At 45.7% G+C, this 20516-nt stretch carries 16 protein-coding genes; 9 read left to right on the forward strand and 7 right to left on the reverse strand.

The window, feature by feature from the left end; all coding sequences use genetic code 11:
- The first annotated feature begins 73 nt into the window (after window positions 1–73).
- Both GO755_RS34510 and GO755_RS34515 read left to right on the forward strand, forming a co-directional pair.
- Complete coding sequence (locus tag GO755_RS34510; protein ID WP_227687198.1) at window positions 74–331, forward strand: DUF4907 domain-containing protein; 258 nt, start codon at window positions 74–76, stop codon at window positions 329–331.
- Between the two features lie 12 nt (window positions 332–343).
- Complete coding sequence (locus GO755_RS34515) at window positions 344–1690, forward strand: DUF4270 family protein (RefSeq protein WP_157589999.1); 1347 nt, start codon at window positions 344–346, stop codon at window positions 1688–1690.
- A 122-nt stretch (window positions 1691–1812) separates the two neighbouring features.
- On the opposite strand, the gene GO755_RS34520 is transcribed toward GO755_RS34515, so the two are convergent.
- Entirely contained in the window at window positions 1813–4296 is a 2484-nt protein-coding gene (locus GO755_RS34520) for a glycoside hydrolase family 95 protein (RefSeq protein ID WP_157590000.1), read from the reverse strand.
- Between the two features lie 268 nt (window positions 4297–4564).
- Between GO755_RS34520 and GO755_RS34525 the strand changes: the two genes are divergently transcribed.
- The 3 genes from GO755_RS34525 to GO755_RS34535 are packed head-to-tail and all read left to right on the forward strand — an operon-like array spanning window position 4565 to window position 7639.
- On the forward strand, window positions 4565–5881 hold the full coding sequence (locus tag GO755_RS34525) for a DUF5690 family protein (protein WP_157590001.1): 1317 nt from the start codon (window positions 4565–4567) through the stop codon (window positions 5879–5881).
- Window positions 5820–6899, forward strand: coding sequence for a zinc-binding dehydrogenase (locus GO755_RS34530; RefSeq protein ID WP_198175019.1), 1080 nt, complete (start codon window positions 5820–5822; stop codon window positions 6897–6899). The genes GO755_RS34525 and GO755_RS34530 overlap by 62 nt, the downstream gene beginning before the upstream one ends.
- Window positions 6900–6937: 38 nt before the next feature.
- Window positions 6938–7639, forward strand: a complete 702-nt coding sequence (locus tag GO755_RS34535; RefSeq protein ID WP_157590003.1) for an HAD-IA family hydrolase — start codon at window positions 6938–6940, stop codon at window positions 7637–7639.
- A 1217-nt stretch (window positions 7640–8856) separates the two neighbouring features.
- Here the strand turns inward: GO755_RS34535 and GO755_RS34540 are convergent.
- The 3 genes from GO755_RS34540 to GO755_RS34550 form a co-directional block, all read right to left on the reverse strand.
- Complete coding sequence (locus GO755_RS34540; RefSeq protein WP_157590004.1) at window positions 8857–9579, reverse strand: outer membrane lipoprotein-sorting protein; 723 nt, start codon at window positions 9577–9579, stop codon at window positions 8857–8859.
- Between the two features lie 58 nt (window positions 9580–9637).
- Complete coding sequence (locus tag GO755_RS34545; RefSeq protein ID WP_157590093.1) at window positions 9638–12205, reverse strand: TonB-dependent receptor domain-containing protein; 2568 nt, start codon at window positions 12203–12205, stop codon at window positions 9638–9640.
- 125 nt (window positions 12206–12330) lie between these two features.
- On the reverse strand, window positions 12331–12474 hold the full coding sequence (locus GO755_RS34550; protein ID WP_157590005.1) for a hypothetical protein: 144 nt from the start codon (window positions 12472–12474) through the stop codon (window positions 12331–12333).
- Window positions 12475–12653: 179 nt separating this feature from the next.
- On the opposite strand from GO755_RS34550, the gene GO755_RS34555 reads away from it, so the two are divergent.
- The 3 genes from GO755_RS34555 to GO755_RS34565 all read left to right on the forward strand — a co-directional run bounded on the left by GO755_RS34555 (window position 12654) and on the right by GO755_RS34565 (window position 16173).
- Window positions 12654–12914, forward strand: a complete 261-nt coding sequence (locus tag GO755_RS34555) for a hypothetical protein (RefSeq protein ID WP_157590006.1) — start codon at window positions 12654–12656, stop codon at window positions 12912–12914.
- Window positions 12915–12934: 20 nt separating this feature from the next.
- Window positions 12935–13351, forward strand: coding sequence for a hypothetical protein (locus tag GO755_RS34560; RefSeq protein ID WP_157590007.1), 417 nt, complete (start codon window positions 12935–12937; stop codon window positions 13349–13351).
- Window positions 13352–13803: 452 nt separating this feature from the next.
- Window positions 13804–16173, forward strand: coding sequence for a gliding motility-associated C-terminal domain-containing protein (locus GO755_RS34565; RefSeq protein WP_157590008.1), 2370 nt, complete (start codon window positions 13804–13806; stop codon window positions 16171–16173).
- An 89-nt stretch (window positions 16174–16262) separates the two neighbouring features.
- Here GO755_RS34565 and GO755_RS34570 read toward each other — a convergent pair whose 3' ends face one another.
- The 3 genes from GO755_RS34570 to GO755_RS34580 form a co-directional block, all read right to left on the reverse strand.
- Complete coding sequence (locus GO755_RS34570; RefSeq protein WP_157590009.1) at window positions 16263–17960, reverse strand: N-acyl-D-amino-acid deacylase family protein; 1698 nt, start codon at window positions 17958–17960, stop codon at window positions 16263–16265.
- A 62-nt stretch (window positions 17961–18022) separates the two neighbouring features.
- Window positions 18023–19372 carry a hypothetical protein gene (locus GO755_RS34575; RefSeq protein ID WP_157590010.1) on the reverse strand — a complete coding sequence of 450 codons (1350 nt, stop codon included), beginning with the start codon at window positions 19370–19372 and terminating at the stop codon, window positions 18023–18025.
- Between the two features lie 41 nt (window positions 19373–19413).
- Complete coding sequence (locus GO755_RS34580) at window positions 19414–20220, reverse strand: carboxypeptidase-like regulatory domain-containing protein (RefSeq protein WP_198175020.1); 807 nt, start codon at window positions 20218–20220, stop codon at window positions 19414–19416.
- A 22-nt stretch (window positions 20221–20242) separates the two neighbouring features.
- On the opposite strand from GO755_RS34580, the gene GO755_RS41085 reads away from it, so the two are divergent.
- Window positions 20243–20401, forward strand: coding sequence for a hypothetical protein (locus GO755_RS41085; protein ID WP_198175021.1), 159 nt, complete (start codon window positions 20243–20245; stop codon window positions 20399–20401).
- Window positions 20402–20516 lie beyond the last annotated feature (115 nt).

Here is a 20516-nt window from a genome sequence, read left to right on the forward strand (position 1 = left end):
ACGGTCGCGACCATCCCTAGTTCGACTGGGCCTACTCCTTTTATTGATTTGTTTAGCTATTGCGACTGTTTATATGGTCTACCCTAAGCAACCTCATTATCAGGTTCAGGTATTTAAAACAGCAGGCGGTTGGGGGTATGATATACTGAATAACGATAAGCTGATTATTCATCAGCCTACTATACCAGGGCAATCTGGTATAGTAGGCTTTGCCAGCCAGGAACAGGCTCACCGGGTTGGTGACTGGGTGGCCGAAAAAATGAAGCAGACGCAGGCTATGCCTACGCTGACAAAAGAAGACTTACGCCAGTTGGGCGTAAAAATCCCCTGAATTAGTTAGATTATGCGTACTCTCTGGTACGCCGGTTTGCTACTGCTAACCGGTATAGTGCTATTTTCTTGTCAATCGGGCGATCTCAACGTGGGGCAGTCAGTCATCAGTCCAAAGGAATTGGCGGTGCAAACTGTTGATACGCTGACGCTTAAAACCTCAACGGTGATGCGTCCGGATTCCTTCCTAACATCGGGAGATAATAATATAGTGGTTGGCCGCTGGACAGACGCCCAAACGGGTACAATGACAGCACGATGCTTTGCCGCTATTAATTACGCCAGTAATTCTTTTCTGGGGCAAACCAATCAGCGCTTAGATTCGCTGGTGCTGGAAATGAGCTATGCCTTTGTCTATGGCGATACAACCTCTGCGTTTAATATCAGTGTACATACTCTGAACAAGCCACTCATTTATCAGGCTTATTACAACACGAATTCCGTTGCGTATTCCAGCAAGCCTTATTTCCAGAAAACGGTTCTTCCTCAGCCGCTGACGCTGACTAAGAAAATATCATTTCGGATGCCCGCCGATGTTGAACAGTCATTTTTTAACAAACTGGTCAATGGGGATATTGTAGATGCAACAACTTTAGCCGAGTACATTCCAGGCTTTGCCTTTAATTGTAATTCATCGGGAAATGCATTTGCTGGTTTTGTAGCCGCCGGTAGTGGATTGCGGCTCTATTATCATGCGACGGATGTCGATCTGACACAATCAAATATTTTATTTCCCATGTCGGCAGGTTATTTCTCGCAGATAACCAACGATCTTAGCGGTACACCGTTGAGCACTCTGAAAAATCGATCCGATGCGGTTAGTAGTCGTTTAACCAACAACACAACGTTTATCGTACCGGGCGCTCTGCTTCATACTCGCCTGGAACTTCCATATCTGGATCAGTTTGCCCGACCCGACGGTTTTGCGGATCTTAACAAAGCGCAGCTAGTCATTAGCCCTGTTCGAAATTCGTTGAAAGATAATAGTCCGCCACCAGCTAATCTGGCACTTTTTTTCACCAACACTCAGAACGATATTCTGCCTTCTGCCCTACCTGGGGGCCCAGGCGGTACAACATCAGCTATTGCGACCTATACCAGACTTCAGGACACTCAGTTTGGTCCTGATCCAGGTGCGCTAATCCTTTACGATACCTATACATTTGATTTAACTTATTATATCGGCCAGATTATAAAGCGAAAGCTCCCGAATCAGCCGCTTCTAATATCGATTCCAACAGAAACTCAGACTGGAGTCACTCTCACTCTACAGCAGCGCCTGCAACGGGTAACGATTGGCGATCAGTTTAAGGCAAATGATCAAATGAAGGTGCAATTGTTTCTTACCTCAGGAAATTAGCCGAATTAACAGAATCAACTCATACATAAAAAGAGGGCAGATCTAACGAGTCTGCCCTCTTTTTTATGGATGAGTACGTGTCAGATATCGACAATCAATGATTTACCCTATTTACGACTACCTCATAAGCCTAACAATTCATATTTAGCACCCTTTTGGGTAGCAAATGAAGTAATATAGCCCAGGTTGGCTTGCTTCGATTCAGCCTGGATGCCCTTTATTTTTACGGGTCGCATAGTTCTGATTTTACAAATTCCTCCGTTGAGCGATTTGATCGTAGCTGTCGTTAACCGGTGATTTTTCCATTGAATGCCAATGTCGAACCCACCGCGAGCCTTCAAACCCGACACACTACCCTCTTTCCAGGCATCGGGCAGAGCCGCTAGTAAATGAATATCGTTTAAATGGCTCTGAATTAGCATTTCTGCCATACCAGCCGTTCCACCAAAATTACCGTCGATCTGGAACGGTGGATGCGCATCGAAAAAATTAGGGTACGTACCGCCCCCTTCCCGACTACCATAGTTTGTTGCAGTTTGACTGGTATAGTTTAGCAACTGTCTTAGCAACAGATAGGCATGGTTGCCGTCCAGTAATCGCGCCCAGAAGTTGATTTTCCAAGCCCGGCTCCAGCCCGTTCCTGCATCGCCCCGGAGTTCCAGTGTTTTCCGGGCTGCAGTGGCAAACTCAGGTGTTGTGACCGGAGCAATTTGCCGGCCCGGATGCAATCCAAACAGGTGTGATACGTGCCGATGCTGGGGATCTACGTCCTCATAATCTTTATTCCACTCCTGAAGATTGCCCTTATGACCAATGTGCAGCGGGTAAAATTTCTTCCGCTTCTCAATCAATAGATTACGGAATTCGGCATCCGTATTCAGGGCAGTTGATGCATCAATCAGGTTAGTGAATAAATCCCACATGATCGACATATCCATCGTAGTGGCTACTGAAACAGATGCGTGTTGTCCCTTCTCATCAATAAAATCATTTTCGGGCGATAACGATGGGGCCGCCACTAAATACCCATCCTTATCTTCAATGAGCCAGTCTAAATAAAACTGGGCTGCTCCTTTCATGAGCGGGTAAGCACGTTCGCTCAGAAATGTTTTGTCGCCCGTAAATCGATAATGCTCCCAAAGATGCTGGCACAACCACCCTGCCCCCTGATTCCAGTTGGCCCATTTCGGATCACCCTGCCCCTTATCGCCAACTGGATTAGCAATTGCCCAGATGTCGCTGTTATGGTGGGCTACCCAACCGTGCATGTTGTAGAACTCCTTGGCAACCCCTACGCCATTTTTAGACAGTGATCCTATAAAACTAAGCAAAGGCTGATGAAGCTCCGACAGGTTTGTTACCTCAACCGGCCAGTAGTTCATCTGTGTGTTAATATTGATCGTGTAATTGGAACTCCAGGGCGCACGAAGCTCTTTATTCCAAATTCCCTGCAGGTTGGCGGGCACACCGGTCACGCGCGAACTGGAGATTAAGAGATACCGACCGTATTGGCAAAACAGAGTTTCCAAGCCAGGGTCATAGGCTCCATTACTATAACCTTGTAAACGCTGATCGGAAGGTAGGCTCGAGTTTGGATTTGTAGTTACTGAATCAGCTAATTGAAACGAAAATCGATTAAAATAAGACTGATAATCTAAAGTATGACTACTTAACAGTGTTAGATAGTCTTTTTTGGATACTTTTTCAATAATTTCTTCGGCCAGCCTATTTTCATCTTTCCCGTCTTTATCCGGGCATTTGTCATAGCCGTTGAAACTGGTCGTTGCAGCAACCAACAGTAATACTTCTGAGGCATTGCGAACATGAATACCAGCCGTATCCGTTTTCACAGTACCGCCTTTATTCAACGCCTTTATGCGTAGCTGAAATCGCATTCCCTTACAACCAGTTGCGTCTTCATAAACGACGTGTTCCCGGTCTTTTGGGTTATAGTAATTAGGCTCAACCTGCGAGGGAGCTTTCCCTTTCATAATCCACTCGCTGTTTCCATTACCTACATTCTGAACATGTAGTTGACTTCGGGTTGCAACATCGAAACTGAGTTGCCCAGGCTTGCTGGCCGTTAATCGAATGACCATGGCCTGATCGGGGGCCGAAGAGAATATCTCCCGTTTATACTCCGTACCATTTACGGTAAACCGCGTTGTGGCAACAGCTTTCTGAATATCCAAATCCCGATAGTAGGCCGAGGGTTTGGCACCCTTAACGTCCTGTTTTAAAATCAAGTCACCCAGCGGCATGTACGATTGGGTATACAACCCCTGCATTTTCTTTGCCAGGGCCACTGCCTGTTTATAGTCATCCTGCGCCAACGCCTGCCGAATCTGCGGCAGATAAGTGGGTGCTTCTGGGTTGACGTTTCCACTAACCGGTCCGCCCGACCAGAGTGTACTCTCATTTAGTTGAATCAATTCTTCATCCACGCGTCCGAAGATCATTCCGCCGATGCGCCCATTACCGACTGGTAAAGCCTCCGTCCAGACGGCAGCGGGCTGGTTGTACCAGATCTTTAGATTCTTTTGTGCAAACAGAGGGGTCGATAGTAAAAGTAAAAGGAACAGGAACAACCAGCGATTTCGAATCATAACAGGTAAAGGAGTTTTCAGGCAAAAGTACATTAGTCTCAAAAATTACCAGCTAGTATAGAAAGCAGAAATTGCGGTATTATCGGGGCTTCTACCGAAAAGGAGATAATTCGCCACCGCAGCTCATTCAGTAGCATCGTATGCTACTATTACCTATTTGTTACGACAACATTATCATTGGTTGAGTTAACCAAAGCTTAACACAAATCGGGTTAGATACTTATAAATATTGCTCAGCTTAGCGAACCTCAAGGAGCACCTGGCTTGTATGGCTAAGCAGATCAATTTCCGTTTGCAAAAAATCGTTACCAATCCTATTTGGGTGCTTGTCGCTGCGTTTGGCACCTATTTTTGTATGTATGGTTTCAGAAAACCCTACACAGCGGCTTCCTTCAAGGATGTGTTGGTTTTGGGTGTGAGTTATAAATTCCTGCTGATCATCGCGCAAACCGTTGGCTATGTTGCGGCAAAATGGATCGGCATAAAATTCGTATCCGAAATAAAACCAGAGCAACGCATTCGCGCCATCGTACTGTTGATGGGCTTTGCGGAATTAATGCTTCTGTTCTTTGGTATTACTCCCCGCCCATGGAGTATGGTCTGTATGCTGCTGAATGGGTTACCACTGGGCGTTATATTTGGGCTGGTACTTAGCTTTGTGGAGGGCCGCAAGAATACGGAGTTTTTAATTGCAGGCTTATGCGCCAGCTTTATCGTGTCGGATGGTGTTTCCAAATCGATTGGGGCCATGTTGCTTTCATGGGGTATATCCGAAAATTGGATGCCCTTTCTGGCGGGCTTAATTTTTATGGTGCCTATACTTGTATGTATAGGTATGCTATCAGTTGTACCGCTGCCCTCTGCTGCGGATATTGAAAAGCGGTCGGCACGGTTGCCAATGACCGGTGCCGATCGTACATATTTCTTTCGGAAGTATATGCCAGGTCTTCTGGGCATTATTCTCATCTATCTGTTCGCTACCCTTCTGCGTAGCATACGAGCTGATTTTGCAGTTGAACTTTGGAGTGGCCTGGGATATACACAAACACCAGCTCTATTTACCACGTCAGAGCTGATTGTATCGTTTGGTGTAATCGTTATACTAGGCTTAGCTTTTTTGATTCGCAATCATAGCAAAGCGTTCAATTTTGCCTTATTCACGAATCTCGTTGGCTTCAGTTTGCTACTGGTGACCGTTTTAGGGTTGGATAATGGTCTTGGGAAATTCCAATTCATGGTCTTGGCTGGCTTGGGGATATACCTGCCTTATGTCGCCGTACACGCGGTCGTGTTCGAACGGCTCATCGCCATGACCCGCGAACGAGCTACTGTAGGTTTTCTAATGTATATTGTTGATTCTGTGGGCTATACTGGTTATATCGGGCTGCTCATCTTACGTTATTTTACCCCGATTGGCGAATCAATCCTATCCATCTTCTTGAAACTAGCAGTCGGCTTTGGCATGTTGAGTGTGCTGATCGTTCTATTTTGCTATGTGTATTTCAGGCTCAAACTACATACGAATGAACAGCGAACAATCAATTTTCCCGCCGGGCAAAGCAGCTCTATTCAAGGGGCCGGGTAAGCCGTTTGAGATCATTGCTTCGGAAATTCCGCCGATCAATGATGGAGAGATATTGGTAAAAACCTTATATACCACCCTTTGCGGTAGTGACATACATACGTATTGTGGTCGTCGCCAGGAACCGCCAAACGTAGTATTAGGCCATGAGATTGTGGGTGATATTCTTTGGCTGCCGGAAGGGAGAACCGTTACCGATTTCAGGGGCCAACCGGTTAGCCTGGGCGACAGAATCACCTGGTCTATTTTCGCAGTACCGACTCATGTAGAACCTCCCAGGAAGGATATGCCGCAAAAGAGCGATCAACTATTTAAATATGGACATACATCAGCCAGTGGCAATGATGTATTCAATGGCGGTCTTGCCGACTATTGCATTTTGCGTCCGAATACGGCATTTATTAAACTATCAACCGACATTCCGTTAAACGTAGCGGCTACGATCAGTTGCGCCCATGCTACTGTTGCCGGAGCACTGAGGGTTGCGGGTGACATCGCCGGTAAAAAGGTGCTGGTATTCGGGGCGGGCTTGCTTGGCCTATCCTGTACGGCTATGTGTAAGGAGGCAGGGGCCAGCTGGATTGGATTGGTAGATACGGACGAATCGCGACTGGATTGGGGCAATAAGTTCGGCACGGATGAAACCTATCTGGCTACCACTACCCCATCCTGGCCAGAAGTCGATGTAGTATTTGATATGACCGGTAGCCCCGATGCCATGAAATCCGGCTTAAATTCCTTAGCACTTGGCGGCAGCGCGATATGGATAGGTGCAGTATATCCAGCAAAACCGGTAGACGTGGATGCTCAACAGGTCGTCCGTAAATTACTAACCATCAAAGGATTGCACAATTATAATTATGACGATTTCGTAAACGCAACTGCATTTATCGAAACCAATTATAAGAAATACGCCTTCAGCGAATTGGTTGAAAAAGAATATGCGCTGGTGGAAGTTGAGGAAGCCTTCAAATTTGCACATGAACACAAGCCAATACGAGTTGGCATTAAACTAAATTAATCACTCACTACGAATTCATTCAAACGCACAAACGCAGCATGGAGAACAAAATAAAAATGGTGGTTTTTGATATGGCAGGAACTACAGTTGACGAAAATAATGTGGTTTACAAAACTGTACAAAAAGCCATCAACCAATTTGGTTTTGACGTAACGCTCGACCAGGTGCTTGAGCAAGGGGCCGGTAAAGAAAAGCTTCAGGCGATAAAGTCTGTACTAAGCACGTATGTTGATAATACCGATGCAGAACTGGCAGAAACGATCTATCAGGTTTTTATCGGTGAATTAGCCGAGGCCTATAGCACGCTGGAAATACTGCCGCAACCAAATGCAGTTGAGGTATTTTCTGCCCTAATGGAACGGAATATACTAACGGTACTCAACACGGGCTACAACCGGGAGACCGCCGAAACTATCCTCACGAAATTGGGTTGGGAAGAAGGCCGGGAATTTGACGCGCTAGTTACCGCTACTGACGTTGCCAAGAACAGGCCCAACCCGGATATGATAGTATATGCAATGGATGATTTTAGCATTGAGAATGGGGAAAGCGTGATCAAAGTGGGCGATTCGATCATTGATATTGAGGAAGGCAGAAATGCTGGCTGCATTGCTTGTATTGGCATTACTACAGGCGCACATACCCGCGAGCAATTGGAAACCACATCGCCGGATTACATAATAGATAACCTGATCGAGTTGGTATCCATCATTGACGCGTATTCCACAGAAAACGCTTGACACAAACCCTGTACAGTTGGTTCAATAATAAGTACTTATCCATCCTTTGTTTTGTTAAACGCTCGCGACGATGGCTGGTCCTTTAAGGTCAAATCTGTGATTGATTCTTCGTCTCAGTTAGGAGTTTTTTTTAGAATCCACATTTAACGCCGGAATTTCCTTTTTATTCTCTAGGAGGTTAGCTACATTCAATGGATTAAGACACTAGTACTTATCAAATGGGCACCCATAAATGGAAACAAAAAGGCTGGCAGGCACTAAATCCTATAGGCTTGTTTTGCTAGTCTTGAAGAATCGAAGAAACCCTCAACTTTAGTCAGTGATTTTCTTAATTATTATGAGGATATGTGGTTGGCGTAATAGCTATCATACGATAATAATGATGAACCGTATTAGCTTGTTTCAAATAAGGATTTAGAAATTCACTCACAATTAATGACGTCGCTTTGTCAGTCATTCCAACTCTATAGTGAATGTAGGCTGTCGTAGAAGTCGAACCCGATCTAGAAAGAATATACTTGATAAGTACATTTTTATTATTCAACTCCTTAACTTCAGCACTATCTCCTACTGGTTCAAAATAACGTCGTTGAAGTATATCATTTCGGTAGAAAGAAATACTGGCGGGGGCAATATCATTGTACCCATTTCTACGAACTTTAAGTTTCTAAGAATAACCGATAGTACCAGGAGTCAATACACGAGTAGGGGTTATAGTACTGTCCCATTCAAAAGTTCCATAGGCATAGCCAGCAGGAGCATTATTGACGGGTACATCCGACGGACATCCTTGTATAGTAAGTGCGATTACTGCTATAGCTAAACATGAATATAGTCGATATATGGCATCCATAATGCTTCAGTTCAAGGATTAATCGTTTTGCCCAATAGACCCCAACTCTTGGTTCCAAACCAGGTAGGTGATAGATACCCTTATTGATTGCTGCTTCAATAAACGCCCCTATTATGAGCTGTTGGTTTCACCTTCGTAACCATTTGCAATATGTCGTCAAAGCTGTCGCAACTTATCGTCTCACAAATCAATCTTTTGATCGTCAAACTACCACAATGTCGGCTCATAAATAATCCGCCCGACACAGGGTCCTTTTTAATAAAACACCTCTATTTGCTAGCGAACTATTAATTTTCAATGCAAAAAAGAAAGCCACTCCGATGTGGAGTGGCTTTCTCAATAAACGACCTGAAACAGTATCGCCTTACTTCGCTGGTTTTTTAAATACAGACTCGTCTACTTTAGGGTTGACCGTAATTTTGGTGGTAGACATGGTTATCGCTCCCATTTGTGCGTTCGCGATTTCCATGGTATTGGGAAACTGGACACCATCTATGGCTTTATAGTCTGAAAAACTAATTTCGGCATCCTGACCATTCATAGTCGATTTGACTTTAGTCATCATATAGGTGGTGGCGTCAATATACTCGTCCACCGTCTGACCATCTTTGGTTGTCACTTTCAAATGGTAGGCGTCCTTTTTATCTACTTTTTCTTTACCCACCAGTTCAACTTTATTGCCTTTTTCTTTGTAATTGACCAGCGGTCCAAATGGGTCTAGCTGACCTTTTTGTTGTTTAATCTGATCGGCAGGCATGTCTTCGGGTTCGCCTGTTCCCTGCATCATAGTTGGGCGTAGCATCCAGCCGGTTTCGCCACCGTTGTCGACTACCTGAATCATTGAATTCCCCATCACCGACGATTCGGTTCGTAACGCCTTATTGACTACCATCGTCGTTTTGCTGGGTATTTCCATGCCTTGTACCGAAAGAGATCGTTCTACGATAAGCGTATTTATCCCTTTTAGTTTATCCAGACCACCCAGAGCGGCAACGTGTTTGTCAACAATTTCGTCGACTGTTTGAGCATAAGCACTTACTGATACAAGGGCAGCTACTGCAGCAGCCAGGAATTTGTTCGTTTTCATTTTACTATAAGGGTTGTTTAAACTCTTCTCATTCGTTTTTGACCGCAATATCACTTAATTACCGCGGTGTTCCGCCACCAGGAGCACCACCGCCCGATTGGGTCTGACCGTTTCCATCACTCTTTACGTCATCGTTATTAACCGACTTGGCTTTTTTACGTGGCGCATCCATGGTCATCTTCCCAATCTTATAGCTGAATGTCAGGCGAATACCCCGGTTGTAGAGATACACATCGTTTACCTGATTGAATTGAGCTGAATTCAACACGGTGTGGATATTAAACCGATTCGAGAGGAAGTTTTCTGCAGCTAGCCCTATGCTTCCTTTTTTGTTATTGATATCCTTCTTGATACCCACTGTGTAAAACCCGAAACCACCTTGCTTCCCTTGTAATTGCACCTGCGAACCCTGCATAAATCCAAAGGCTTGAGCACCCCAGCCGTGGCCAAATTGTGCGTTGGCAAATGTTCCTCCACTAAGGTTAAAACCAGTATTGGTCAGGTTTTCGGAAACACCATCAGCATTTGTTGTCTGACCGGTTAGGCTCGTGTAAAATAAATTCAAAAACACACCAACATTAATTTTCGAGGTCACGGCCACATTGGCAAATGTGTTGGTACCGTAAGCATATTGACGACCAATGTTCTGATAGGTAGTGATAATTGCACCCGCCAAGGTATCAGATGGTTGTCTGACCTGCGTAATCGCATTGTTCGTTACCCGTCCGAAGAAGGTAGCATTGATAAATGTCTTCTTGATCGTTTTACTCAAGCCCACTTCAAAGTTGTTGGTGAGTTCAGGACGAAGAGACGGATTACCGATCGTAATATTCTGGGGGTTGGCCGTGTTAAAATTCGGATTCAACTGCTGGAGTCCAGGACGCTGAATCCGTCGGTTATACCCGAGTTTGACGGTCGTTCCATTAAATGTTTTCGAGGCATTCACACTCGGAACTAATACACCATAATTACCGATGCCAAGGGTTCCATCTTTTTCAGTACTAGCGTCAATAAAGGTATGTTCGTAACGAAGTCCGCCTTTCAGCGTATACCGTTTCTTGGTCGTGTAAGTGTATGAACTGTATGCGGCAGCAATGTTCTGGTGATACAACAGAGATCCCTGAGTACCATTTTTTTCTGTCGTAAATTCTCCCGTTGGTCCGGCCAGTAAGTAACGATAATCGCTGTTTACCTGCCGAATAATCCCTTTCGCACCAAACTCGATCAACTGATTTTTCTTAATAGGTGTTTGATAATCAGTCTGTAGCGTAAATTCCTGGTTAACGTTTTTATTCAAATTCTGCTGACGGCCAGTTAACGAACCCGTGCCGTTGAGCAGATCGGCATTGAAATTATTCGTCAGATCGTTCCGGCTATACAGTGTCGAAATACTCCACTCCTGCTGAGGTTTGAAGGTATGAAGGTAGTCGATATTGGCATCTACCGTTCCCGACAGGTTTCTGGTATCTACATTCCGGTAAGAAACTGAGCTAGGTGTTCCGTTCGTAAAAAGCTGGGTAACCAGATCCTGTGGGCTGATCATATTCCGCACGCCATACCGTACACCTGCGGTCAGGCTTTGGTTTTTAGCCAGATCGTAGTCAAACCCTAAATTATATTGCCCAAACAATCCCCGGCTTGTACCATCACCCGTCTGACGAGTCAGCGTAGACACCCCATTTACCTCACTGGTTTGATCGAGGTTGGTTTTTGTGATGGTGTTATAGATACCGCGACCGAAACCGCCAATGGTAAAACCAGCCTTGCCTTTACGATAACTGCCATTCAGCGATAACATGGAGCCCCGGTTACCAACCCCTGAATCCACGTTCAAATTAAGTCCCTGTAAACTGTTCTTTTTGGTAACGATGTTGATAATACCGCCTGAACCCTCGGCATCATATTTAGCCGACGGGCTCGTAATTACCTCTACAGTTTTAATCTGATCGGCAGGAATTTGCTTGAGTGCGTCAGAAACACTGCTGGCAACAATGGTACTGGGTTTGTTGTTGATCAGAACCCGAATATTGGAACTTCCCCGCAGCGAAACATTACCGTCGAGATCCACAGTGAGCATCGGCACTTTGCGCAGAATGTCGGTCGCATCTCCACCTTTAGCCGTGATGTCTTTATCGGCATTATAAACCAGACGGTCCACTTTTTCTTCAATGAGAGCAGCCTGTCCAGTTACAGTAACCTCGTCGAGTGTTTTCACACTAGAGCTCAGTTTAATGACACCGAGGTCCAAACTTTGTCCGTTTGCCAGAACCAGGTTATCGATCGTTTTATTCTTAAAACCAACGAACGTGATTAACGCCCTATACTCGCCTGCTACTAGTTTCGTCAGGGCGAACTTTCCTTTTTCATCCGCCACGGTTCCATCTACCGCTTTCCCGCTGGCTTTATTATAGAGTGCGATACTGGCAAATTCGACCGCCTTCGCTTGCGTCGAATCGACAATAGAACCGATTATTTTAGCGGTTCCTTTAGGGCTTTGGTCGCCTGCTGTGCCTGGCAGGGCTTTGGGTTGCGTAGCTCCACCCATTCCAGGAAATTGAGCCTGAGCAGGCGTTAGCAGATTGAACGCTAATAATGTGGCAGCAATAAGTAAACTGTACGATTTCATGGAGGTTGCTTTTAACACTACAAAGGTGTAAAGGCAACCGAAAACCCGAAACCAAAAGCGGACAAAGGGCAGAATCGACCGGATGGACATGGGTTTATTCCTGACGAACGAATTCTGGTGAGGGTTTAGATCAGTACTTCGCGATCCGACTGCGCCATCAATCCAACGCTTTCTTCCTGCAACGTTGCAACGGTCAGGCCACGAAACGACTCTTTTTCTCGTACAGGTAAATAGAAGCAAATAAGCCGTTCTGAGCTAAAAATAGGCATTATTAAGCGTCAAATGGCCCTATTTCGGAATTGAGAACGACTAAAAGGCAGCTCGTTAAATTGTTAAAAAGTCCTAAAAGCAACGGTAAGACCAGACCACCAAACCTCCGTATTCGATGATGTAGCTGTACGTTACCTTTTAAACCGTGAAACAGCGGATAACCTGAATCGCTCACCCAATGAAACGTACGCACATAGCCACCCAGACAAGTCAGCCACAAGCCACAGCACAACCTGCGCTACAAGTTTTATTATCGCAGTCCGAAGACGGATTTTACGGTAGCCTGCAACGCATTTGGAACAATGTCGTGAAACTAGAAGACATGGGTATCATTCAACAGGAGAATGATAAGTTCATGTATGCCTATCGCTTTGCCGAAGCCGAACTTCAGCGAGCCTATATTGATCAGTTCACCCAAACTCCTCCCTTAGCCGATTAATTCACCCTGATTGAGTTCGTATGAAAACCTACCAGAATGAGCATGTCATGGTGGAAGTTGATTGTAGTATACACCTGTTGCAGCAAACATGGGTAGGCTTACCAAGCAGCGAAAGCTTTCGGGATGGATCGCTGGCGATTCTGGCATTAGCCAAGCGTCACCAGGTCAAACGATGGTTGATCGACCTAAGGCAACTGCGGTTATTCAATCCGACGGATTTGCACTGGTTCATTCAACACTGGCTCCCACAGGCCAATTCAGGGCCGATTTTGCCTCAGAACGCCCGAGTCGCCATTGTTCTAAATGATCTTAACCAATTCGGGAAATTAGGTTCCGACATGCTACTGAGAGCTTCTGGCAGTCTGAATGCATCATTGGCCAGCCGCTATTTTGTTGGCAACGAAGATCCCCAACAATGGCTATTAATAAACCCATAAATCGAATTTTCTCAAAAAGCCGTGGCAAGATTTTAGTAAGCTATCCAGGCAATGCACGGCTTTTTGAGAAAATTTGGCAAAATATAATCTGATTCTGCATAGAGTTCCATAAACGCCTTCTTGCCCCTCCCCTGTTTATTCATATATCAGATTAAAAGTTGCCACATTTTAGAATTATTCAGCGTATTATTTATAAATACCCAATCGCTTAGTATCCTATTAATTACCAATTAGTGATTATCAACCATAATAGTGGTAGGGAGAACAGCGTGCGTATATTTCTGGATAACTTTACTTTAGCTGATACTTGAGTAAGTCACTATTGATCTACTCTGCAATTAAACAGTAACTTGTTAGCCTTTTTAGTATTGAATACACTTTAGTACCCCAAGAAGTACCACCCATTACAGTCGTAAAGAGAGAATGACCAGGAGATTTAGAGCGACTTGTTTATGCGTTTTTCTACCTTTCAACTTTTAGTCTGGCTTTTTGCATTAAGTTCTCCATTGGTCGTGCTGGCATCTCACCAGGTTGGCGGACAGATCGAAATGCGAGCAATAGGCGATGTATTTGGGCATTTCCACATTACCGTCACCAACTATTTAGAGGATGGAACACGGGGAGCTGCTATACAACAAACTACGGGCGTGTTAGGTATTTTTCGCCAACGCGATAATGTGCAGATGATGTCTTTTACAGTTCGTCAGACTGGTACTCGTGTTCCGATTATCTACGCCAACGAATTCTGCGCGGCTCAACGTAATCTAAAATTTATTGTCCTTACTTACGAGGCCGATATTCAGCTCAGTCCTGGTAACTATAACGATACGCAAGGCTATTATATGTCGTATCAGACACGTAACCGGAACGCGGGTATCAATAATATCAGCATTCCTGACCAGACAGGCTTTACATTTTATCTTGAATTTCCGGCTCTCGTACAAAATGGGCAAGCATTCTCAAACTCATCTCCTCACTTTGGCACCATAAATGGTGAGTACGTCTGCATAGGTGACCCGTTCAGACTCCCATTTGGCGGCACGGATCCCGACGGTGATGAACTTCGGTACTCAATGGTAACACCGCTCAATCAGCAGAGTACGCTAACGAATGCGGTGTCGTCAGGCCCCTATCCTGATGTGACATGGCTATCGGGTTTTGGCCCCGATAATGCCATTCCGGGAAGCCCTCCATTGAGCATAGATGCGCAGACGGGCCAATTATCCGTTACGGCCACCCAATTGGGCTTATTTGTCTTTGCTGTGAAAGTGGAAGAATATCGTAACGGCATAAAAATTGGTGAAGTAAGGCGTGATTTTCAGTTATTGGTTATTGATTGCCCTCCCCAAACCACGCCCGATCCAGCTGTCCAGATTCTAAATATGCCTAAGGCAACGAAAACGACCATCTGTCAGGGCGATTCTGCTATTCTTAAGGCTGCGGTCGATACCAGTTGGAATTATCAATGGCGCCGGGATGGTATTAATATTCCAGGAGCAACGAACCCAACGCTAACGGTACGCCTGTCCGGTGAGTATACATTAGTCGTATCGCAGAAAGTAGTTTGCAGTAAGGTTGGCAATTCGAATATTCTGGCCATCACCGTTATTGGAAATGAAGCGAAAGTATCGACAAGTGGGCATTTATGTGCCACAACAGGTACAGTAACGCTCTATGCTACCGACGATTCTAATGTAACCTACCAGTGGTATCGCGATGGGCAGCTTCTTTCGAGCGCACCATCGGTTGATTCGATGAAAACAAACCAGCCAGGCAAATACTGGTCTGTACTAACGCACAAAACGTTAGGTTGTAAGGCCAATACCGATACGGCTACAATTGCGCGTTCGACAGCTGTTCAGGCTGTTATTAAATCGGCTTCGGGTTTTAATCGTATTTGTCCAAATGATTCATTACGGCTAGATGCCAGTGGCGGCATTAGTTATAACTGGCAAAAAGATGATACTCAAGTAGGTAGTAGCAGTTCGCAATATGTGGCCACAGAAGCTGCGACTTACGTAGTTATCGCCACCGACATTTTTGGCTGTAAAGGCACGTCAGCGCCTGTCGAAATCACTCAGCTTGCGCCAGTAGTCGTCACCTTCGATTCCATTCCGGGAGTTTGCGGTCCTAATGTACCTGCGTATTCGCTCGCAGGTACGCCACCGGGTGGCGAATTTGCCGGCCCAGGTGTAACCGGTAGCGAATTCAGTCCCAAGCTGGCGGGCATTGGTAATCATACTGTGACCTACACCGTGAAAGCCGCTCCTGAATGTGCCGGTACAGTAGCCACGCGAATCGCCGTCGTCGCCCCCATACCGACTATCCAACTGGCCGATTCCATGACCACCTATACGGGTAATACGTTCACGATGAATCCGGTTTATACGGGAAATCCCAATCAGTTTCTATGGGCATCAGCTACGTATTTAGACAGCACTACAGTAGCGAACCCGACAGTGAGGGACATTCAGAAGGATATTACATATACCATCAATGTAAAAAACAGCACGGGTTGCGAAGCCAAAGACACCATTCATATTACAGTCTACCCTCGGGTGTACGTACCTGAGGCATTCAGCCCCAATGGTGACGGCCTCAATGATACCTGGGAATTGTTCGGTATTGAAGCTTTCCCAGATGCTGTCGTAACTATTTTCAATCGCTGGGGAGAGGTAATTTATTCATCAGGGAAAGGATATACCCACCCCTTCGATGGTACACTGAACGGTACTTCTTTACCTGTGGGTTTGTATGCTTTCACGCTACACACCGTACCACAAAAACCCGTGATTCGGGGAAGCTTAATGCTGGTTAGATAGATTTTTGACAGGATTTACAGGATAAGACAGGATTAGTTATACCTAAAAAAATTCTGTCTTATCCTGTAAATCCTGTCAAAAACTCTTCGTCATAACGTACTTTTCTTCTTGCCTGGCCCCCAGATAGCCCGCCCTGGAAAAACGTTGGTATGTTCACCATCTTTCAGAACAAGCTTCCCGTTGATCAGTACATGCTGAACACCTACGGAATATTGAAATGGATCGGCAAAGGTTGCTTTGTCAGCAATGGTGGCCGGATCGAAAATGACCACATCGGCGAAATAGCCCGAACGCAGCACCCCCCGATTGGGTAATTTATGGTTGGTGGCGGGTAAACTCGTTAACCGACGGATAGCTTCTTCCAACGACATAACATGTTCATCCCGAACGTATTTACCAAGTAGTCGGGCAAAATTGCCGAATGTTCGGGGGTGAACAATGCCATTGTCTTTGCGGTCTTCGGAAATGGATGCAGCATCCGAACCAAACGATACCCACGGTTGACTGATGCCTTTTTTTACATTTTCCTCCGACATCAGAAAATACGTCGTCTCAACCCGACTCTTATCAGCAACGATCAAATCCATCACGGTTTCGATAGGATCTTTATGCCAGATCGTGGCTAGCTGACCAAGCGTTTTCCCATTGTATTTTTTCAGCGAATCAACTTCAAAAGCGGTTAGCAGAATATTATCTGTCGATCCAGCTAGCTGAAACATGTTTTCCCAGTCCTTGCCTTTTTGCTGTACTTCGGCCTTCAATTTCTGACGGGTAGCAGGGTCCTGCAATCGTTTCCAGCCCGCCATAAATCCACCATTGAATAGGTAGGGTGGCAGACAGGATGTGAGACCGGTGGCTCCTGCCGTATACGTGTACATATTGGCCGTTACATTCTGTCCCTGCTTCCGGGCATTATTAATCAACGTAATTGTCGATTCCATTTTAGGCCAGTTTCGCTGCCCCGATGCCTTGAAATGGTAAAGTTCGACCGGTACATTTGCTCGCTTACCAATGGTAATCAACTCATCCACAGCCTCTTCAAGCCGATCTCCTTCGCTCCGAATGTGAGCAATATAACGGCCACCATATCGGCCCGCTTCCTGGCAAAGAGCAACGAGTTCATCCGTATCGGCAAAGGAATTAGGCGGATAAATCAGCGCTGTTGTAATGCCTAAAGCGCCTTCTTCCATTGCCTTGCGAACAATAGCCCGCATCTGGTTTAGTTGCGCTGGCGTTGGTTTTACGTCGTTCTCACCCAATACAACCTGACGAACCTGTGAAGCACCCAGGTAGGATGCAATGTTAGACGTAATGCCCTTATTCTGTAGTTTCGTCATAAACTCAGCCAGGGTCGTCCAGTCGCAGGTCAGATTATAGGGTTTCAAATAGAGATTAACCTGTTGACGCATGGCATCGGTACTGAGAGGCCCCCACGAATCTTCGCCAAAAACCTCGGTCGTAATCCCCTGTTTGGTGTCGCTCATAGAATGGCCATCCCGTAGAAACTCTAATCCGGTGTGCGACAACACATTGATAAATCCGGGCGCTACCGCTTTACCTTTAGCATCAATGACCGTAGCGGCCTTTGCATTGGGAAGTTTGCCAACAGCAACAACACGATCACCCCGGATGCCCACATCGCCTTGATGAGGTGGCTGACCAGATCCGTCATAGATCAGTCCATTACGGATAAGAATATCGAATTGGTTGTTTGCTGACTTTACTGATTGAGCGGGCAAGTGGCCTAAACTGGCCAGCAGCAGAATGAGGAAAGGTATAAATCGCATAGCAGGTTGTTTAATAGCCCAAAATACGAATTGAGTGGCGTAATCCCTGCATCTTTTTATGCCTAAAACTCTACTGCTCTAAACTCAGCCTGAACTTCTTTTTTTGATACCGTCTGATCTGGACAGAAACCTTTGACCTGATAAAGTGTCGCGGTATAGCTCCCGGTGACGATTGTTTGCCCATTCACTTGTTCTACTTTAGTGATGGTGACATGCCCAGGCGATGCGACATCATTATTACAGTCATAGTAATAGCTGTGATAGCTACTGGGTTGAGGATTTAGTAAATCAACCGTAGCAACAATTGCTTTCCCATTTATATGCTCTTCATTATCAGCCCCTCCTTGATAGAACGGATACGATCCCACCTGGATTGACTGTACGTGAAGATTCAATGAAAGCCCTTTTGTATTTGTAAGATTGCCCTGAATGAGATACCCTTCCCCCGTGTCGATCAAACCAAAATTGTCACAGTCGTACGTTTGCCCATCGAATATGGCCCGGAAATACGTACCCCCAATATGAATTGCTCGCTTTATAATCGCTTTTCCGGCAGCTCCTTTCCGAGGTTGTTGGCTGGGGGGCAGAAAATTATAGATTTCAACCGTTACCGTTGCGTAACCCTGTACCACATTAGCTGCGGCTAAATACGTGCCCGATACTCTGGACGCATCCACATTGAATCCCCCAGGTCCAAACAGTTGCCAGTTTCTGATGTTGCCAGGATCTTGCAGCGCATGTTGCTGCGCCAGGAAGACCTCTTCGGCATTCTCGACGCCCGAGTCTTTGTTTAATTTTATGTCATACATCGATATGGTAAACTTCGCCGATTGCCCCGGCATTACTTCATACGGATTGACTGTCATATAATATTCGGCAAAGGCGCCCCAGTCACTGAAGTGTTTTGTCGTAACGGTCAGTGTTTGAGCCGATTCGTCCAGTTCTGTATTTGTCAATGCCTTCCAGTAACCATCACTGCCCTGATAGGCCATAAATAATAACTGTGAAGAAGTTCCGTCCAGGCTGGTGGTATCGTAATGGTATTGAAGTTTAACCGGTTGAGCAAACGTTTGCCCTTCAGGCAGGAGTCGGAACGATAAGCCACCAATCAGGCCTGGTAATGTCGGTGTAACGGGTTGAACCGTAAATGTGGTGGTCTTCGCTACGGCACCCGCCGGAATCGTCAATGTAAGCGTTCCATCGGCTGAGGCCAATGTGCCCCCTTCAGGTCCGATTGCTTTTCGGACAGGTTCTCCCACGGGAGTACCTTTATCATACACAACACCCTGAATGGTGGTCGTATCTTTAGGCACAGACGGAGCAGGATCAGTAGGATTAACGGCATCCGTTGGCTTCTGACAGGCGAAAAAGCCACTCAGAATTAAAAAGGATAAAAACTTGGTGAGTTTCATGGCGAAAAAAGTAGAATTGGCGATAAAAAAGGCTACATTAATTAATGGCGATTCGTATAGCCAACACTCATGCTGTTGAAGCGGGTAGCCGACTCAGTTCCCAAGAAATCCATTGTCACTGATGGTTCGTAGACAAGCTCATCACTAAAGTCCCAGGCGTTACGAACCAACAGTTGCTCGCCCGTTGGTTTATAGACCGCCGTGACTTTATAGCGCCCCATCGGAATATCTTTTATGGTATCGTTGTAACGCTTCTTGGCCTGTAGTTTCAACACCTTACCCGTTGACCCGTCGATCAGTGGCCCAACTGGCGTCAACGTAAATTCAATGTTCTCGTTATCCCAAAGGTCATCGGCGTTCAGGTCCCGGGACATTTCCATTGTGCCGCCATAATAGAGATCCAGGCTTAAGTCGGGGATATGGCCGGTCAGTTTCCACTGGAAATTGCGAACAGGTTTTTCAGTGCTCGTAAATGGGGCATCGTTTTCAGGATCGAGATCAATTTTATAGACGCGATCATTATACTGTTTCAGAATATACCCTTTGGCGATCCATTCACCCGCAAAGTCGACCATTTGAACCTTATAGGCGCCATCAGCGGCTGTCTTAACTTCGGGACCATCGCCCGTAAAGACCGTATGATCAACAAAAACCGTTGCCTTAGGTAATGGTTTACCCTGTGGGTCAGTCACTTTACCGACTAAATAGCCATCCTGACCGGATGTGCCAGGATCAACTCCTGTTGGATTTTTGGGGTCAACGGGTTGCTTAGTGCAGGCAGTTAGTATAGATAGGCTGCCTATGAGAAGTAAAAAAGCACTTGATAGAATACGAACTGAGTGTAGCATGTTTTTCGTTAGTTGTTGTTTGATGGACCAAAATTGGTTCATCAAAGCCGCCTGCTCAACGATGAGCGGTTTGGGCTGCAACAAGCAACGTATGAGTTGGGAAAATGACCGCTTTAATCGTCGAAACTGCGGCTTAAAACACAAGCCTATTTTCGATGCCAAGGCCACTCGTATCCGATAAAGCGATGTCCTGTCAGCGTGACTTAAATAGTGGAAGCCTTCTAATGCCTACGCCAACCGACCTTATCATCGGCTTCTGTTACTTACTTTCATGTAAGTTTTTTTTTGGTAACAAT

This window comes from Spirosoma arboris (assembly GCF_009754945.1).
Lineage (GTDB): Bacteria > Bacteroidota > Bacteroidia > Cytophagales > Spirosomataceae > Spirosoma > Spirosoma arboris.

What these genes read in the sequence shown, in the direction of transcription:
- GO755_RS34510 (WP_227687198.1), top strand. Translation starts at nt 74, where the DNA reads ATGGTCTACCCTAAGCAACCTCATTATCAGGTTCAGGTATTTAAAACA.
- GO755_RS34515 (WP_157589999.1), top strand. Translation starts at nt 344, where the DNA reads ATGCGTACTCTCTGGTACGCCGGTTTGCTACTGCTAACCGGTATAGTG.
- GO755_RS34520 (WP_157590000.1), bottom strand. Translation starts at nt 4,296, where the DNA reads ATGATTCGAAATCGCTGGTTGTTCCTGTTCCTTTTACTTTTACTATCG.
- GO755_RS34525 (WP_157590001.1), top strand. Translation starts at nt 4,565, where the DNA reads ATGGCTAAGCAGATCAATTTCCGTTTGCAAAAAATCGTTACCAATCCT.
- GO755_RS34530 (WP_198175019.1), top strand. Translation starts at nt 5,820, where the DNA reads ATGAACAGCGAACAATCAATTTTCCCGCCGGGCAAAGCAGCTCTATTC.
- GO755_RS34535 (WP_157590003.1), top strand. Translation starts at nt 6,938, where the DNA reads ATGGAGAACAAAATAAAAATGGTGGTTTTTGATATGGCAGGAACTACA.
- GO755_RS34540 (WP_157590004.1), bottom strand. Translation starts at nt 9,579, where the DNA reads ATGAAAACGAACAAATTCCTGGCTGCTGCAGTAGCTGCCCTTGTATCA.
- GO755_RS34545 (WP_157590093.1), bottom strand. Translation starts at nt 12,205, where the DNA reads ATGAAATCGTACAGTTTACTTATTGCTGCCACATTATTAGCGTTCAAT.
- GO755_RS34550 (WP_157590005.1), bottom strand. Translation starts at nt 12,474, where the DNA reads ATGCCTATTTTTAGCTCAGAACGGCTTATTTGCTTCTATTTACCTGTA.
- GO755_RS34555 (WP_157590006.1), top strand. Translation starts at nt 12,654, where the DNA reads ATGAAACGTACGCACATAGCCACCCAGACAAGTCAGCCACAAGCCACA.
- GO755_RS34560 (WP_157590007.1), top strand. Translation starts at nt 12,935, where the DNA reads ATGAAAACCTACCAGAATGAGCATGTCATGGTGGAAGTTGATTGTAGT.
- GO755_RS34565 (WP_157590008.1), top strand. Translation starts at nt 13,804, where the DNA reads ATGCGTTTTTCTACCTTTCAACTTTTAGTCTGGCTTTTTGCATTAAGT.
- GO755_RS34570 (WP_157590009.1), bottom strand. Translation starts at nt 17,960, where the DNA reads ATGCGATTTATACCTTTCCTCATTCTGCTGCTGGCCAGTTTAGGCCAC.
- GO755_RS34575 (WP_157590010.1), bottom strand. Translation starts at nt 19,372, where the DNA reads ATGAAACTCACCAAGTTTTTATCCTTTTTAATTCTGAGTGGCTTTTTC.
- GO755_RS34580 (WP_198175020.1), bottom strand. Translation starts at nt 20,220, where the DNA reads ATGCTACACTCAGTTCGTATTCTATCAAGTGCTTTTTTACTTCTCATA.
- GO755_RS41085 (WP_198175021.1), top strand. Translation starts at nt 20,243, where the DNA reads ATGGACCAAAATTGGTTCATCAAAGCCGCCTGCTCAACGATGAGCGGT.